The sequence below is a fragment of the Pseudomonas sp. SG20052 genome (genome assembly GCF_031766055.1).
GTDB lineage: Bacteria > Pseudomonadota > Gammaproteobacteria > Pseudomonadales > Pseudomonadaceae > Aquipseudomonas > Aquipseudomonas mandelii.
This window is the reverse complement of record NZ_CP134498.1, coordinates 4,115,210-4,130,818: the sequence shown is the minus strand read 5'-3', so window position 1 is coordinate 4,130,818 and position 15,609 is coordinate 4,115,210. Positions and strand designations below refer to the sequence as shown.

Sequence of the window (15,609 nt, the reverse complement as noted above, 5' to 3'; positions counted from 1 at the left end):
GTAGGTGGTGTGTCGTTCTTCTCTATTTTCAAGGTGATTACCATGTTTCTCATCGCTTTTCTGGGCGGCATATTGACCGTCCTCAGCCCCTGCATCCTCCCGGTGGTGCCGTTCCTGTTCGCTGGTGTCAAACGCACCCGTTCATCCATTCTGCTGACCCTTGGCGGCATGGTCCTGACCTTTGCCCTGATCGCCAGCCTGGCGGTGGTCAGCAGCGAATGGGTGGTGCAAGCCAACAACACCGGTCGTCACGTCGCGCTCTTCGTGATGGGATTGTTTGCTCTGTCGCTGATTTCCGCCCGTGTCGGTGACTGGATGGCCCGCCCGTTCGTGGCGCTGGGCAATCGCCTTGATCCCGACACCCGCAAAATGTCCGGCCCGCTGGGTTCGGTCATGATCGGTGTGGCCACAGGGCTGCTCTGGGCGCCGTGTGCCGGCCCGATCCTCGGGGTGATTCTCACCGGCGCCATGCTCCAGGGTGCGAACGCACAAACCAGCCTGTTGCTGCTGGCCTACGGCCTGGGCAGCGCACTGTCCCTGGGGACCTTGATCTTCGCCGGTCGCGGTTTGGTCAATCGCTTGAAAGTGTCGATCCCGGTCACTGGTTGGTTGCGTCGTGGTGCCGGTGTTGCCGTGCTGGCGACCGTGGCGGTGATTTCCACCGGTGCCGACCGGACACTGTTGGCCGGCACCTCGTCCGAAGGCGTCAGCAGCCTCGAGAAGGGTGTGATGGAAAGCGTGCCGAAAGTCGTTGACTACTTCGTCAGCAAGGTCAGGGCCGACTCCATGGACAACGCCAAGGGTGCCATGCCGTCGCTGTCCGGTGCCGTCCAGTGGCTGAACTCGCCAGCGCTGAGCAATGATTCGCTCAAAGGCAAAGTGGTGCTGGTGGACTTCTGGACCTACGACTGCATCAACTGCCAGCACACCCTGCCGTATGTGAAGGACTGGGCGAAGAAATACGAGAAGGATGGCCTGGTGGTCGTCGGCGTCCACACCCCTGAATACGGTTACGAGCGCATCATCGACAACGTCAAGGATCAGGTGAAAAAGCTCGGCATCACCTACCCGGTGGCCATCGACAACAACTACGCGATCTGGCGCGCCTTCGACAACCAGTACTGGCCCGCTCACTACCTGATCGACGCCAAGGGTCAGGTGCGTTACACCCACTTCGGTGAAGGCGCCTACGAAACCCAGGAAAAGATGATCCAGCAACTGCTGGAAGAGGCCAAGGCACCTTCGGCGTAACCCTCGACATCAATGGCTCACAGGCTGCGCGCCGCGGGCCATTGGTTTTTTCTCCTGATTGCGCCGCCACGCCGCCGGTGGCGCGCCGTACTCTCGACGAAAGGCACGGCTGAAGGCCGTGTCGGTCTGGTAGCCCACCTCTTCGGCAATCCGCATCAACGAACTGTTACTGCTGCGTAACAGGTTCGCCGCCAGCAACATCCGCCACTGCGTCAGGTACTGCATCGGCGAACTCCCCACCAACTGCGCAAAGCGTTCTGCCAACACCGACCTTGAGGTGCCGGCGGTTCGCGCCAGTTCATCCAGGGTCCAGGCGTGACAGGGTTTTTTGTGCAGCGCATTCAGGGCGGCACCGACGATCCGGTCACCCACACCCGCCAGCCAGCCGGTCCGGCCTTCACCGCGCTCGTTCATGTACAGGCGCAACACCTCGATGAACAACACCTCGGCCAGTTTCGCCAACACACCTTCGCCCCCGGGCCTGGGCGAGCGTGCTTCGGCCAAGGCATAACGGACCGATGATTCCAGCCAGATTCCGGCATTGGAGCCGCGCACATTGACCCGGACCACCGCCGGCAATCCCGTCAGCAACATGCCCGCCAACCGCGTATCGCAGGCCAGATAACCGCACACCAGCCGCGTGACCGCGCCGCCTCCGCCGTAACTCAGTTGCCGGGGACGGCGCGCCAGCACCACGTCCAGCCGCTTGCCAGTGACCGGCGTCAGCCCCGGTTGCGAGCTCATGCGATGGGCATCGCCCTGGGGGAATACCACCACATCGCCGGCGGTCAGGCGCAGCGGCGCAGCGTTTCCCATCTCGACATAGCACTCGCCTTCGGTGATCAGGTGGAATATCACCACCCGCTCGGCACCGGGCTCCAGAAAGGGGGCCGCCGTGTCGGCACTGGGCGACTGGTAGCACCAGGGCGCCGTGAACCTGGCATTGATGAAGATCGCGCCGACCAGGCGGACGACGCGCAGGGTTTGGGACAGGGCGTCCATGGTGACTTCCCATGCGACTAAGGGCTTTCTGATTGTGAGCGCGTTGCCGGGTAACGTGAATTCTCCGGACGATCGGGCAGTGTTGCCCGACGATCGGGCAGGACGCCGGCCCGCGCCGGAGCGATAGTTTGCCTACAGGGCCACTGCCGACCCTGTCATCAATAACAACAATGAGAGGTTGCCATGCCAAAGTTCGTCATAGAGCGCGAGATTCCAGGTGCTGGAACACTGTCAGAAAGGGATTTGAAAGCCGCTTCGCAAAAGTCCTGCCGGGCATTGCGCGACCTGCCGCAGGTGCAGTGGCTTCAGAGTTATGTCACGGGTGACAAGTTGTACTGCGTATACATCTCGCCGAGCGAAGCGCTGATCCAGGAGCACGCCAGGCAGAGCGGTTTCCCGGCCAACCGCATTTCCCAGGTCACTCACATCATCGATCCGACCACGGCGGAGTAAGCCGGGCCCGCGTTCCAATCCTTACGGAGCAGATTTAATGAGTACCCCCCTTGATCTCACTGCCCTGAAAAACCGCCAGATGGCCTCCTGGGCCAGCGGCGACTACGCCGTGATCGGCACTACCCTGCAAATTGTCGGCGAGCAACTGGCTGAAGCCTGTGACTTGCTCTGCGACGAACGCGTGCTGGACGTGGCCGCCGGCAACGGCAATGCGACGCTCGCCGCTGCACGCCGAGGCTGCAACGTCACCTCGACCGACTACGTGGCGGCGCTGCTGGAGCGCGGCGAAGACCGGGCCCGGGCCGAGCGCCTGGAGGTGACCTTCCAGGTCGCCGACGCCGAGGCGCTGCCGTTCGAAGACGCCAGCTTCGATGCGGTGCTCTCGACCTTCGGTGTGATGTTCACGCCGGATCAGGCCAAAGCGGCTTCAGAACTGGCGCGGGTCTGCCGTCCTGGCGGACGCATCGGCCTGGCCAACTGGACACCTGAAGGTTTTGTCGGCCAGATGTTCAAGACCCTGGGCAAACACCTGCCGCCACCGCCAGGCGCACAACCGCCTTCAAACTGGGGAACCGAAGCCTGGTTGCACTCGCACTTCGATGAGCGTGACTTTCAGGTCCAGGTGACGCGCCGCACCTTCAACTTCCGTTATCGCTCGGCGGCGCACTTCATCGACACGTTTCGCACCTGGTACGGCCCGGTCCACAAGGCCTTCGCGGCGCTGTCTCCCGAGGGAGCCCAAGCCTTTGAAAGCGACCTGACTGAGCTGATCAACCGGATGAACAGAGCGGGAGAGAAATCGGTGGTGGTGCCGAGTGAATACCTGGAGGTCGTCATCACCCGACGTTAACCAGACAACACAAAACCCTGTAGGAGCGAGGCTTGCCCGCGAAGACGGAGCGTCAGGCCCATCGTTGTCGACTGATACTCCGTCTTCGCGGGCAAGCCTCGCTCCTACAGGGGGATGCGGTGTCTGGAAGAGCGTTACTCATCCACCCGCTCGGTGTACACCACCCACACGCTGCAGGGCATTTTGTACAGCAGGTGTTCCACTGTGCTGCCGATCAACCGGCCCAGACCGCGATGGCCGACCCGGCCCATGACGATCACGTCGACGTCGTAGGCGTCGACATAGCGGGTCAGGACCTTGGCCGGGTTTCCCATGATCATGTGCCGCTGCTCGGGCGCGATGCCGTTGCGCTCGGCCAATTCATTGAAGGCGTCCTCCTGGTAGTCGAACAGGGTCTTGGCCTTGCCGGAATTGAAAAACGCCGAGCCGTTGTCAAAGCCGAACTCGTCTGCGCTGATCGAGGAAAGGTCATAGGCGTAGACCACGTCCAGCTCGGCGTTACAGGCACTCGCCAGCTTCGACGCTTCGTGCAGGATCCGGTCATTGAACGTTTTGTAGTGATCATCGCGATGAAAAGGATCGACCGCCGCGACAACCTTGCGTGGCAGGGCGTGAACGGCATGGCTGACAAAATGCAGCGGCACCGGGCATTCACGCAGCAAATGCACGTCGAGCGGGGTAAACAACAACCGCGACAGCAGTGATTCGTGCTCCAGCGCCTTGATCAGCACGTCCATCGGCTGCTCTTTGAGGTGAATCAGGATTTCTTCCAGCGGGCGTTCGACCCACGCCACCTCGGTGGTGACGTGGACGCCGATCTTGCGCAGGGGACGGGCCTGTTCTTCGAGCCACTGGCGGTGTCGATCAACGTAGCCCAGACGCATTTGTTCCAAGGCCTTTTCGTTGACCAGGCTGGCGGTGGCCAGGCCTTCCAGGTAATCAAACGCCACGATGTGCAACGCCGCATCTTCAGCCTTGGCCAGCGCCGCGGCTCTGTCGAAGGCGGGGCTGTGTTCCATCAGTGGCGAGGCGACCAGCATGAAGCGTGATTGACCAGACATGTCGAACCTCCCGCGTCGTTCAATCCCCTAAGTATTGACCATGATCGACCTCCCGTCCGTCAGACCGGCGCAGGTTGGGTGGGCGTGGCAGTCAGAGGGAGGTCAGTCGCCGTTCCATGATGATCGTGCGCTCGGCTCCGTGGAATTCGTCGCGGACTTTTCGAAAGCCCAGCTTGAAGTAGAAGGCTTCTGCGGTGATGGAGGAGGGGACGCGCAAGACCTCGATTTTGGCTTCGGCGGCGATGGACTCGATCGTGGCCATCAATTGCCTCCCGAGGCCGCGTCCTTGTTGAGTCGGGTCGACAAAGACGCTGCGCACCACATCGCGATCAAGGCTGGCCGTGGCCACGATATGACTGTTGATCATTGCGACGAACACCTGGCGTTGGGTCAGCAGCGTGCGAATGGACTCGGTGGAAAAGCTTTTTTCCACCTGCTCGATGATGTCGGGTGGGTAGTCCAGTGCATTGGACTGGCGCAGCGACTGGATGATGACCTGGCTGATGGCGGACGCGTCAGCTGCGGTGGCGGGTCGTATTTGCGGTTTCATGGTGCTACCTCAGTCCTTTGAACATCCAATTCCCCTGTGGGAGCGAGCCTGCTCGCGATGGCTGAGTGTCAGTCGACATCTACATCGGCTGGAAAGCAGTCATCGCTAGCAGGCTCGCTCCCACAGGGATCTAGGCAATCTGTGCGCCGCGTGCTGCCAGCAACTCCCGCAACACAGAACGATGGCAATGCGCTTCATCCTCGCAATAACACCCAACCGCCAGCGCGGTTTGATGGGAGAGGGCGGCCAGCAGATCCAGCAGTTGACTGGGCGCCGGGTGGTTCATTTCCGCCTTGAACTTGCGCCGAAAGGCTTCCCAGGCTTTGTCATCGGTGGCCGCTTTGGCTTCGGCCACCAGTTCCGCACTCGGCGACAGCAGTGGCTGCCACACATCATAAAAGTCCCGACGGGCGAAATCGGCCTTCGGTACACCACGAGGTGGGCGGCGTACCGTGCCGATCCGCAACCCTTCATCAGGCAGGCGCGGCGAGCCGAGTCGAACGATATGGATGGCCATGCTGCTTTACTTTTGGCGCGATCCGTCGAACCACTCCATGGCGGTGCGCCAGATGCAGATCCCCAGGAAGTAAGCCGACATTAGCAGCCAAAGCCCCATGACCATCGGGTTGATGACCGGGTGATTGACCACCAGCGACAAGCTGCACAGCAGCCAGATGGCGGTCACGGCAATGTTGATCGGCATGAACTTGCGCACGCGGAACGGGTGCAGGAACTTCATGCGGGTCACGGTCAGCAAGGCCAGGCCAATGATCGTCAGGAAGGTAATCCACGGCGACGGGCCGATGATGTACAGGCACAGGGCCACGACGTTCCAGGCGGCGGGGAAGCCCTGGAAGTAATTGTCTTTGCTTTTCATGTTGACGTTGCAGAAGCAAAACAGCGACGAAACCAGAATCAGCGACACGGTCAGCAGCAGCGTGTAGTCCGGCAAGGGGATGTAGCGATAGATGAACAGCGCAGGGATGAACACATACGTCAGGTAGTCGATCACCAGATCGAGAATCGATCCATCGAAACTCGGCAACACCGACTGCACATTGACCTTGCGTGCCAATGCACCGTCCAGCCCATCGACGATCAGGGCCACGCCCAGCCACAGCAAGCAGTTGGTGGCCTGGTTTTCCAGCAAGGCGAGGGTGGCGAGGAAGGCAGTGACCACGCCGGTGGCGGTAAAACCATGGGCGCCCCATGCTTTGAGTCTGGCGATGTGTAGGGTGGATATCACGGGGGGCGTTCTCCAGAAAGATGAAGCAAGCCAGTCATCACCCTCATTATCAAGGGCGGCGGCAAACCGGTTCGGTTGCAGGTATCGACCGGAAATCCGGGAATAAGGTTCACCGCCAGTAAATCTTAGCTGGGCCGGCAAAAAATACTTTGGATTAATCTGCAGTGCTGTTCACTGAACACTGGCATACAGGCTTACCCGTTTTTGTGGCGAGGGAGGCCCCGCGCCGTCTTCGACGCCGCGCTGTCGCGCAGCAAACAGGTTCATCGTAAAGTTTGAAGAACGCGCGCGGGGCAAAGGCCGTAACCAGCACTGGTGTGACAGCACCCGAGAGGGAGAGTGGCCTGCACGGTATCGGCGTGGAGTCGCTGACGGCATGGCGTAAGCCATGACCTCGTATAAGAGAGTGAATCCGTTCGCCACCGTGTACCCCGCGCGCGTTGTTCAATCCTGCGAGGAATTGTCATGGCGCGCAAGAACCAAAAGCGTTTTGAGATTATCCATCATCACTGTGCCGGCATTGATGTCGGCCTTCGCGAACACTGGGTCGCCGTGGATTCAGGGCGATGTGATTCACCTGTTCGTCAATTCTCCACCTTCACCGACGACTTGATTGCTTTGGCCGACTGGCTCCAGTCACTGAACATCAACGTGGTGGCCATGGAGGCGACGGGGGTCTACTGGATCCCCCTTTTCGAAGTGCTGGATGCACGCGGATTCGAGGTTTACCTCGTCAACTCGCGCGCCACCCGGCAGACCTCAGGTCGCAAGTCCGATGTGCTCGACTGCCAGTGGATTTGGCAGCTCATGACCCATGGTCTGCTCAGCGGTGCGTTTCGCCCTTCGGATGAAATCTGCTCAATGCGCTCTCTGGTCCGTCAGCGAGCCAATAAAGTCTGCGATCAAGCCAAGTCCATCAATCGCATGCAAAAAGCCTTGAGCCAGATGAACATCCAGCTGGCCCAAGTCATCAGCGATATCACCGGGGTGACGGGCCTGAAGATTTTGCGGGCTATTGTCGGCGGCGAGCGTAACCCTGAACAACTCGCAACGATGAAAGACGGGCGCATCAAGGCAGATCAGGCGACCATTGCCCGCAGTTTGCATGGCAACTGGCGAGCCGAGCACTTGCATGCTCTGAGTCAGGAATTGGCCTGCCATGACTTTCTGGAAACCCAGATCGCCGAGTGTGACCGGGCCATCGCCCAGGCACTTGAGCGACTACCTGTTCTTGAGCATGAACCAGTGGCACCCGGCAAGCCGCTGCGCAGCCCGCACCGCTCGACCGACCAACAGCAAGCGTTGCACCGGGCATTGAACAAGGTAATGGGTGTGGACCTGACGGCTATTCCCACCATCGGGATTGATACGGCGCTGGTATTAGCCAGTGAATTGGGGCCGGATTTGTCACGTTTTCCCACCTCTCAGCACTTTTGTTCCTGGCTGGGCGTGGCACCGCCTACGCGGATATCAGGAGGTAAACCGCTTCCAGGGAAAGCACCGAAAATCATTAATCGAGCAGCTCAAGCGCTTAAGCAAGCGGCTTCCAATGGGCGACAGGACAAGAGTTTCATCGGCGCCAGCCACCGCGCCCGCCTGACGCGGATGGACACCCGTTGCGCGATCAAAGCCACCGCACACCAATTGGCGCGGCTGATTTACGCCATGCTGACCAAGGGGCAGCCCTATGTTGAGAAGGGAATTGAAGAGTTTGAAGAAAAAAGCCGCAGCCGACAGCTGCGCGCTCTGGAGCGAAAAGCGCGCAAGCTAGGCATGCAACTGGTCAAAGCAGCATGATTTTTCAAGAGCAAAAACAATGGGTTATTTTTTGTTTGATAAGAGCTTGCTCCCGCCGGGCTGCGTAGCGGCCCCCAAAAAAATGTGGCAGCAATGCCGGTTTTTGTGAGTGCTATGCACTCAAGCGGGAGCAAGCTCCCTCGCCACAGGCCAAACGGTAATGGCGCATTTGCCGGCGAGGACTATTGTTGCCTGACCGGGTCACTCCCATCGATGAGGACGTCGTCATGAACACCAGCGATTTGCTCGAACAACTCCTGCGGGCCGGCCAGGGCTCCAGGGAGCGACAGGGTGGCGCATCTGCCCAGGGCGGCATCGACGGCGGTCTGGGCGGGTTGCTTGGCGGCTTGTTGGGCGGTGGCGGTGGTTCAGCCATGGGCGGGGGCGGATTGGGTGGTTTGCTCGGTGGCCTGCTCGGCGGCGGCTCACCGCTGGGCGGCTCGACCCGGACCCGCTCAAGTGGCGGCACCAACTATGCGGCCCTGGCGTCGCTCGGGATGATGGCCTTCCAGGCGTATCAGGCGTGGCAACGCAGTCAGGCGGCTGCGCCGCAACAGGCACCGCGTACTGTAGACCTTTTGTCCGGCCCGGAAGTCGAGGAGCACAGCCATGCTGTGCTGCGGGCGTTGATTGCTGCAGCGAAGGCCGATGGCCGGATTGACGACGCCGAGAAACAGATGATCAGTACCGAACTGGGCCGCCACACCGACGACCCGCAATTGCAGCAATGGCTGGATGACGAAGTGGCCCGGCCGCTGGATGCCGCCGATGTGGCGCAGTCGGCGACGGATCCTGGCATGGCGTCAGAGATGTACCTGGCCAGCGTGATGCTGGTGGACGATCAGCAGGATGCCGAGCGCAACTATCTGGATGAGCTGGCGGCGGCGCTGAAGATTGACCCTGAGCTGCAAGTGCATCTGGAGCAGCAGGCCAAGGGTGGTGCGGTTTAGGGGCCCTTTAAACCGGGTTGTCTTTCAGGCCGCCTTCGTTAGCAGGCCAGCTCCCACAGTGGATTTGCGGTGTGCGCAAGGTCCCTGTGGGCGCTAGCCTGCTTACGAAGAACGATAACGCGATCAAACTGCCGGTTTGGGCACCAGGAAAATAACCCCGTACGCTTCGGCAATCTCCAGTATCCGCGGTAAATCCTCCGGCACCCTTAATTGATCCACCGCCGCAAAAAACTGCCCGCCCCGGGGATCCGACACCACGCCAATCATCTTCGCGGTAGGGCTGATGTTCTTGTAGGCATGGATCGAACCTCCGGGGATATGCACATACCCCCCGGCCGAGACGGTGGCGGACTTGCCCGCCACGGTCACTTCGACCTGGCCGTCGACCACATAGAACGCCTCGTCCCACGGATGAAAGTGCAGCGGCGGCCCACCGCCTTGCACGCCTTCCTGGATATGCATCTCAAAGGGCTTGCTGAGGTCGCCGCCCGCGAGGATGGTGATCGCCTCGCCCACGACATTTACGGGTGCCGGCGATTGCTCGATGACGTGCACCGTTCGCATGATTGCTCTCCGAAGATGACCCCGCACCCGCTGATTATAGGCCGCGTGCACCGGGCGGGCGGTGCTGCACAGGTCCGTCCGTCAGGGCGATTTCAACGTCGATTGAATTTTTCTCCGGGCAAATCGCTCTGCTGATGTAGAGACGTGTTGATTCAACGTCCTGCCACTGGCCTTAGACCGAGAGATGCGCCCATGACTGCCCTGACCCGACTTGAATCGCGGCCCGCCCACGAACACCCGATCCCGGCCGCCGGGAGCCTTAAACAAGCCTATGAACACCTGCTGCTGGGCGTCGACCCCGAGCAACGGCGCGCTCTGGCGCGAAACTTTCTCGAAGTGCAGCTGGAACGCGCCACCCACTTGCCTCAAGAAATGCCAACGGACCTGACGGCCCTGCAATCGTTCGTCGAACACCACAGCGTCGACGTTGCCCGCCAATACGCCGACTACCTGCAACAACGCAAAGAAGGCGGGCCCCGGCAGTTTTTCACTAACAAGGCCCACGCGCTGTTTTTCCTGCAAGCCGTGGCCCCGACCAAACTGGTCGACGGCGCCTGGTTGTACGGCCTGCTGCGTCAGTGGCGCGACCCGCGTTTCGAAGGGCTGATCTGCACCTATCTGGAAGAGCTCGGCGACGGCAACCCGGCGCAGAATCATGTGGTGATCTACCGCAAGCTGCTCGCCGAACATGGTCTGCAAGACCCTGGGGTGATCGCCGACGAGCATTACCTGCAGGGCGCGATACAACTGGCGCTGGGCGAATCCGCCGACGAGTTTTTGCCGGAGGTGATCGGCTACAACCTGGGCTACGAACAGCTGCCGTTGCACCTGCTGGTCAGCGCCTATGAACTCAGCGAATTGGGCATCGATCCGTATTACTTCACCCTGCACGTGACCATCGACAACGCCAGCACCGGCCACGCGCAAAAAGCCGTGCAGTCGGTGCTGCAACTGCTGCCGGTGGAAGGCGATCGCGAAGACTTTCTGCGTCGGGTTGCGCTGGGTTATCGACTCAATGATCTGGGGCAGGGCAGTCGCGCGATCATCGAGTCGTTCGACCTCGACGCCGAGCTGCTCAACATGCTTGAGCGCAAGCGTCCGTTCGGCCAGCACATGCATTCCGACTACTGCCGTTTTGAAGGCAAGACCGTCAACCAGTGGCTGTCCGCGCCGGAGCAGTTGCCAGGGTTCCTTGCCGCCATGGAAAAAAAGGGCTGGATCAAGCGCGGGCAGGATCCTCAGGCCAGTCGCTTCTGGCAGTTGATCGAGGGGGATGGTGCCGCCATGTTCGGCGTATTCAGCCCCTATGAAAAACAGCTGCTGCATGACTGGATTGCCGGCAACTGGACGCCTGAGCGCTCAGCCACAGCGGTTCGCCGGGGCACGAGTGTCGCGACAGAACCGCCAGTGCCCGACAACGACCCGGATATCCAGAGCCTGCAAACCTCGCTGGAGGGGCTTGCCGCACACGAGCAGATGCCGGTGCTGATCCCGTGGTTGTCGGCCCATCGGCATTCCCATCCGGCCGGCCTGATGGCCACGCGACGGTTCATCGAACTCAAATCCAGCCTGCGATAGGAGCACGGCATGAATCAGGAAGAGCAACTGGGTGCTGCCGATCTGGCGCTGGTGCAGCTGGGGCGCCGTTTGCAGGCCGATGGTTACCGGTTTATCACCCCGACGCCGCTCACGCACCAGCGGGTCAACGACCGCGCCTTTGGGCAAAGCGCCCGGACCTTGCGCGACGTGTTCGGCTGGTCGCGCGCATTCGAACCGGGCCTGCTGTCGACCGATGAACAGCGGCAGTTGCAGGAGGCGGGCGTGCTGCAAGAAAGCAACGGCCGACTGAAAAGCCGTGTGCGCTGGTCCAGCCTCGATGATTTGCTGTTCGTGCACTCGGGGTTTCCCACCGACGCGGCGGACGCGGTGTTTTTCGGACCGGACAGCTACCGGTTCGCGCAGCTGATCCACGCTCATCTTCAACAATCCTTCGCGCCGATCCGGCGCGCCGTCGACATTGGTTGCGGCGCGGGTGTCGGGGCGATTGTGATTGCCCGCGCACGCCGTGAAGCCGAGGTGCTGGCCGTCGATATCAATCCCGCGGCGCTGCGTTTGACGGCGGTCAACGCGGCCCTGGCGGAAGTCGCTAACGTCACGGTCGAGGCCAGCGATGTGCTGCAGGACGTCGACGGCCAGTTCGACCTGATCGTCGCCAACCCGCCCTACATGGCCGACCCCACCGAGCGCGCTTACCGGCATGGTGGCGGCGCTCTCGGTGCGCAGTTATCGTTGCGCATTGTCGAGCAGGCGTTGCTTCGACTGGCGCCCGGTGGCTCTTTGGTGTTGTACACCGGGGTGGCAATGATCGATGGCCAGGATCCGTTTCTTGAGGCACTGACCCCGCGCCTTGAATCGCCGATGTTCGGCTGGACCTATCGCGAACTCGATCCCGATGTGTTCGGTGAAGAGTTGCTGACGCCCGGCTATCAACGGGTGGAGCGGATTGCGGTCGTGGCCTTGATCGTCACGCGCATCGGCCCCGGCATTGGGGGACGCGTCGAGCCAACAGGTGCGCCATGAACAAGAATCTGGACGATTACAACCGCATGCGCGATTTTTCGGCGACCTCTGAGCCCGCCGCGAAACGTTCAGGCAAGAAAACTGCGAAAGACCATGCCTTGCAGTTCTGTATCCAGAAGCACGATGCCTCGCGGTTGCACTATGACTTTCGCCTGGAACTCGATGGCGCACTGAAAAGCTGGGCCGTGCCGAAAGGCCCTTCGCTGGACCCCAAGGTCAAGCGCCTGGCAGTCCACGTTGAAGACCATCCGATCGATTACGCCACGTTCGAGGGCAGCATTCCCGAAGGGCATTACGGTGCCGGCGATGTGATTGTCTGGGACCGGGGCGTGTGGATCCCCCAGGAAGATCCGGCCAAGGCCTATGCCAAAGGCAAGCTCAAGTTCGAGCTGCAAGGCGAGAAACTCGGCGGCTTGTGGAACCTGGTTCGCACGCACATGCCGGGCAAGCAGGAGCAGTGGTTTCTGATCAAACATCAGGACAGCGCGGCGAAACCCGAGAGTGATTACGATGTGGTCGCCGCCGAGCCCGACAGCGTGCTCAGTGACCGCACCATTGTCCCCAAAAAGGCCAAGACCGCCGTCAAGCCCAAACCGGTGAAGAAGCCGGCGCGCAAGGTCGCGGCTAAACAGCGGTCGGCGCAACTCACCGGGGCTCACAAGGCCAGGCTGCCCGACCAGCTCAAACCGGAATTGGCGACGCTGGTGGAAAAAGCTCCGCCGGGCGAGTGGAGCTATGAGATCAAGTTCGACGGCTACCGGATCATGGCGCGCATCGACCACGACGAGGTGAAACTCTTCACCCGCAACGGCCACGACTGGACCCACAAACTGCCGAAACAGGCCGAGGCGCTGGCCGCTCTGGGCCTGGAGTCGGCCTGGCTCGACGGTGAGATGGTGGTGGCTAACGAGCAGGGTGTGCCGGACTTTCAGGCGCTGCAAAATGCCTTTGAATCCAATCGCAGCGGCAACATCCTTTATTACCTGTTCGACATGCCTTACCTCAATGGCGTGGACCTGCGCGAGGTGCCGGTCGAGGAGCGGCGGGTCGCGCTGGCAACGGTGCTCAAACCCAATAAAGCTCCTTTGCTGCGCTTCTCCGACGCGTTCGGCGAGGAGCCGGAAGCCTTGCTCAACAGTGCCTGCCAAATGCAGATGGAAGGGCTGATCGGCAAGCGCCTGGGGTCGCCTTATGTGTCGCGGCGCAGCAGTGACTGGATCAAGCTCAAGTGCAAACATCGGCAGGAATTCGTCGTGGTCGGGTTCACCGATCCCCAAGGTGCGCGCAATGCCTTCGGCGCGCTGCTGTTGGGATTGCATGATCGGGACAGCGGCGAGTTGCGCTACGCTGGCAAGGTCGGCACCGGTTTCAACGAGACCACGCTCAAGCACATTTATGAACAGCTCAAACCGTTGCAGGTGAAAAAACCGGCGGTGGTCAATCCGCCGACCGGTTTCGACGCCAAGGGTGTGCATTGGCTCAAACCGGTGTTGCTCGCCGAAGTCGCGTTCGCCGAGATGACCAAGGACGGGTCGGTGCGCCATGCCGTATTCCATGGCTTGCGCGATGACAAGCCCGCTGAAGACATCACCGAGGAGCGTGCGAAAGCCGTGAAAGCCCAGACCAGCAGGAAATCCGCCGCTGACAAACCGGCCACCGCGACGAAAAAGAAACCGGCCAAGGCAGCGCCCGCGCCCTCACAAGTCGGCCTCGGCGACGGCAAAGTGCGCATCACCCACCCGGACCGGGTGATCGATGCGAGCAGCGGCACCACCAAAGTGCAGCTGGCGGAGTATTACGCCAGCGTCGCCGAATGGATTCTGCCCGAGCTCAAGGATCGGCCAGTGGCGCTGGTGCGCGCCCCGGATGGCATCGCCGGCGAGCTGTTCTTCCAGAAAAACGCCGAGCGCCTGGCCATTCCGGGCATCACCACGCTGGACAAGGACGTCACCGGCCAACCGGTGATGATCATCAACAACGCCGAAGCGCTGATTGGCGCCGTGCAGATGAGCACGGTGGAACTGCACACCTGGAACGCTACCACGGAGAATCTCGACAAACCTGACCGCTTCGTTCTCGACCTCGATCCGGACCCGGCGCTGCCGTGGAAAAGCATGGTCGAGGCGACTCAGCTGACGCTGTCGGTACTGGATGAACTGGGGCTCAAGGCCTTCCTCAAGACCAGCGGCGGCAAGGGGATTCACCTGGTGGTGCCGCTGACCCGAAAGCACGGTTGGGACGAGGTGAAGGACTTCAGCCACGCAATTGTCAGCCACATGGCGAAGTTGCTGCCGGAGCGCTTTTCGGCGGTGTCAGGGCCGAAGAATCGCGTCGGGCGGATCTTCATCGATTACCTGCGCAATGGACTGGGTGCCACTACCATCTGCGCCTATGCCGCCCGCACCCGCGAAGGGTTGCCGGTGTCAGTGCCGATTTTTCGGGAAGAGGTGGCAGAGCTCAAGGGCGGTAATCAGTGGAATATCCACAACGTGCAGGAACGACTGGCTGAAGTGGGTGATGAACCTTGGGCGGACTTGAAGAAAACCCGGCAAACCATCACCGCCGACATGCGTCGGCGGGTCGGAATGAAAAAATAGCGTCTTGGTTAGTCGCGTTCTTTGCAGCTGCCGCTACCGGACAAACGCCTGCAAATCGCTGGCCAGTTTGTCGATCGCCACTTTGAAGTCTTTGGCGGTGATTTCCTGGCTGGCATTGGACAGCGTGCTGCCGAAGACTTTGCGCACGACTTTGGCCACGGTCTGGTTGGTGCTGGCGTCTTTAAACTCGGCCTCGATGAACAACGTGGAGTCCTGATCCCGATGCCCGCTGGCAGCGGAAACACCACCGACAACGGCCGCGACAGGCACCACTTCATACCATCTCATGCCTTCGTTTTCGGCATTCACCCCGGTGATCGCCGCGCGCATGATCAGTTTTTTTGAACCGCCCGGCGCTGATTGTTCGCTCGATACCACGCGGTATTTCTGCCCCAACACACCTTTGACCTTGCTGGTCATGTAGTTCTGCAGTTCATCCAGGGTTTGCCGATTGACCCGCTCGGTCGGCTTGGGCGCCGGATAGAGCTCCAGTTTGTTGAAGACCACGGTGTCGTAGGCGTTTGGATTCCAGGACGGGCTCACCCAGCGCATCGCGGTTTCGCCACTGGTGGTGGTGACTTGCTGCAAGTTGTTGTAGTCGGTAAGGAAGCCTGAGTACTGGTCTTTTTCGGTGACTTTCGAGGTGCAGCCCCCGAGTAGCAGACTGGTCAATGCGACGCCGATGAATAATTTCCGGGACAGGTTCAT

The 15,609-nt window shown here is 60.9% G+C and carries 15 protein-coding genes; 8 read left to right on the top strand and 7 right to left on the bottom strand.

Annotation, left to right across the window (positions count from 1 at the left end; translation table 11 throughout):
• Nucleotides 1-42 precede the first annotated feature (42 nt).
• Nucleotides 43-1,251 (top strand): cytochrome c biogenesis protein DipZ, encoded by a 1,209-nt coding sequence (locus RHP74_RS18920; RefSeq protein WP_311096057.1) that lies wholly within the window; start codon nucleotides 43-45, stop codon nucleotides 1,249-1,251.
• 9 nt (nucleotides 1,252-1,260) lie between these two features.
• Here the strand turns inward: RHP74_RS18920 and RHP74_RS18915 are convergent, their stop codons facing one another.
• The gene (locus RHP74_RS18915; protein WP_083376418.1) at nucleotides 1,261-2,253 is read right to left on the bottom strand and encodes an AraC family transcriptional regulator; all 993 of its coding nucleotides are present in this window, start codon (nucleotides 2,251-2,253) and stop codon (nucleotides 1,261-1,263) included.
• A 183-nt stretch (nucleotides 2,254-2,436) separates the two neighbouring features.
• Between RHP74_RS18915 and RHP74_RS18910 the strand changes: the two genes are divergently transcribed.
• Both RHP74_RS18910 and RHP74_RS18905 read left to right on the top strand, forming a co-directional pair.
• Nucleotides 2,437-2,706, top strand: coding sequence for a DUF4242 domain-containing protein (locus tag RHP74_RS18910; protein ID WP_077749097.1), 270 nt, complete (start codon nucleotides 2,437-2,439; stop codon nucleotides 2,704-2,706).
• Nucleotides 2,707-2,743: 37 nt separating this feature from the next.
• A complete protein-coding gene (locus RHP74_RS18905; protein ID WP_077749098.1) occupies nucleotides 2,744-3,556 on the top strand; it encodes a class I SAM-dependent methyltransferase in 813 nt (270 codons plus the stop codon).
• A 134-nt stretch (nucleotides 3,557-3,690) separates the two neighbouring features.
• Here RHP74_RS18905 and RHP74_RS18900 read toward each other — a convergent pair whose 3' ends face one another.
• The 4 genes from RHP74_RS18900 to pcsA form a co-directional block, all read right to left on the bottom strand.
• Nucleotides 3,691-4,617, bottom strand: coding sequence for a universal stress protein (locus RHP74_RS18900; protein ID WP_010455496.1), 927 nt, complete (start codon nucleotides 4,615-4,617; stop codon nucleotides 3,691-3,693).
• Nucleotides 4,618-4,708: 91 nt separating this feature from the next.
• On the bottom strand, nucleotides 4,709-5,167 hold the full coding sequence (locus RHP74_RS18895; protein WP_102595019.1) for a GNAT family N-acetyltransferase: 459 nt from the start codon (nucleotides 5,165-5,167) through the stop codon (nucleotides 4,709-4,711).
• A 130-nt stretch (nucleotides 5,168-5,297) separates the two neighbouring features.
• A complete protein-coding gene (locus RHP74_RS18890; RefSeq protein ID WP_154501179.1) occupies nucleotides 5,298-5,684 on the bottom strand; it encodes a DUF488 domain-containing protein in 387 nt (128 codons plus the stop codon).
• Between the two features lie 6 nt (nucleotides 5,685-5,690).
• Nucleotides 5,691-6,413, bottom strand: coding sequence for a phosphatidylcholine synthase (pcsA, locus tag RHP74_RS18885; RefSeq protein WP_311096056.1), 723 nt, complete (start codon nucleotides 6,411-6,413; stop codon nucleotides 5,691-5,693).
• A 465-nt stretch (nucleotides 6,414-6,878) separates the two neighbouring features.
• Between pcsA and RHP74_RS18880 the strand changes: the two genes are divergently transcribed.
• Entirely contained in the window at nucleotides 6,879-8,210 is a 1,332-nt protein-coding gene (locus RHP74_RS18880) for an IS110 family transposase (protein ID WP_304875483.1), read from the top strand.
• A 227-nt stretch (nucleotides 8,211-8,437) separates the two neighbouring features.
• The gene (locus tag RHP74_RS18875) at nucleotides 8,438-9,160 is read left to right on the top strand and encodes a tellurite resistance TerB family protein (protein WP_077749100.1); all 723 of its coding nucleotides are present in this window, start codon (nucleotides 8,438-8,440) and stop codon (nucleotides 9,158-9,160) included.
• Nucleotides 9,161-9,283: 123 nt separating this feature from the next.
• On the opposite strand, the gene RHP74_RS18870 is transcribed toward RHP74_RS18875, so the two are convergent.
• Nucleotides 9,284-9,724, bottom strand: coding sequence for a cupin domain-containing protein (locus tag RHP74_RS18870; protein ID WP_311096055.1), 441 nt, complete (start codon nucleotides 9,722-9,724; stop codon nucleotides 9,284-9,286).
• 192 nt (nucleotides 9,725-9,916) lie between these two features.
• Here RHP74_RS18870 and RHP74_RS18865 point away from each other — a divergent pair, with 192 nt between their 5' ends.
• Genes RHP74_RS18865 through ligD form a run of 3 tightly spaced genes read left to right on the top strand, consistent with a single transcriptional unit; the run spans nucleotide 9,917 to nucleotide 14,901 of the window.
• Nucleotides 9,917-11,302: an iron-containing redox enzyme family protein gene (locus RHP74_RS18865; RefSeq protein WP_311096054.1), complete on the top strand. Its 1,386-nt coding sequence runs from the start codon at nucleotides 9,917-9,919 to the stop codon at nucleotides 11,300-11,302.
• Between the two features lie 9 nt (nucleotides 11,303-11,311).
• Nucleotides 11,312-12,304 (top strand): class I SAM-dependent methyltransferase, encoded by a 993-nt coding sequence (locus RHP74_RS18860; protein ID WP_311096053.1) that lies wholly within the window; start codon nucleotides 11,312-11,314, stop codon nucleotides 12,302-12,304.
• A complete protein-coding gene (gene ligD, locus RHP74_RS18855) occupies nucleotides 12,301-14,901 on the top strand; it encodes a DNA ligase D (protein WP_311096052.1) in 2,601 nt (866 codons plus the stop codon). Before RHP74_RS18860 ends, ligD begins: the two co-directional genes overlap by 4 nt.
• A gap of 33 nt (nucleotides 14,902-14,934) precedes the next feature.
• Here the strand turns inward: ligD and RHP74_RS18850 are convergent, their stop codons facing one another.
• Nucleotides 14,935-15,609 (bottom strand): DUF3313 domain-containing protein, encoded by a 675-nt coding sequence (locus RHP74_RS18850; protein ID WP_010455479.1) that lies wholly within the window; start codon nucleotides 15,607-15,609, stop codon nucleotides 14,935-14,937.